The following is a 755-nucleotide window of genomic DNA, read 5'->3' on the forward strand; positions in this document are numbered from 1 at the left end:
GAGACCGCTGGCTCGGAGGTGCTCGACGCACTCGTGCAGCGGCGGCAGAAGCCCGACCCGGCGACCTACATCGGCCGCGGCAAGGTCGAGGAGCTGCGTGCTGCAGTGGAGGCCAGCGGCGCGGACACCGTCATCTGCGACGGCGAGCTCGCACCCAGCCAACTGCGCAACCTCGAGGACCGCGTCAACGCCAAGGTCGTCGACCGTACGGCGCTGATCCTCGACATCTTCGCGCAGCACGCGAAGAGCGCGGAGGGCAAGGCGCAGGTCGAGCTGGCGCAGCTGCAGTACCAGACTCAGCGGCTGCGCGGCTGGGGCGGCAACCTGTCGCGTCAGGCCGGCGGTCGCGCGGCCGGCGGTGAGGGCATCGGCGGCCGCGGCCCCGGTGAGACCAAGCTCGAGACGGACCGCCGCCGCATTCAGGCGCGGGTGGCGAAGCTGCGTCGGGAGCTGGCCGAGCTGCGGGGGACCCGCGACACCAAGCGCGCCAACCGTCAGCGTCACCAGATCCCCTCGGTGGCGATCGCCGGGTACACCAACGCCGGCAAGTCGAGCCTGCTCAACCGGCTGACCAAGGCGGGCGTCCTCGTCGAGGATGCACTCTTCGCGACCCTCGACCCCACCACGCGTCGCACCCAGACGCCTGACGGCCGCATCTACACGCTGTCGGACACGGTCGGATTCGTCCGGCACTTGCCGCACCAGTTGGTCGAGGCGTTCCGCTCGACGCTGGAGGAGGTCGCCGATGCCGACCT

Annotated in this window: 1 protein-coding gene; it reads left to right on the top strand. The window is 71.1% G+C overall.

Annotated elements, in window-relative coordinates:
* On the top strand, positions 1-755 hold a 755-nt coding region (gene hflX, locus D9V41_RS16110), incomplete at both ends, for a GTPase HflX (RefSeq protein WP_121795607.1).

Origin of the sequence: Aeromicrobium phragmitis (assembly GCF_003674095.1) — a bacterium.
GTDB classification, from domain to species: Bacteria; Actinomycetota; Actinomycetes; order Propionibacteriales; family Nocardioidaceae; genus Aeromicrobium; species Aeromicrobium phragmitis.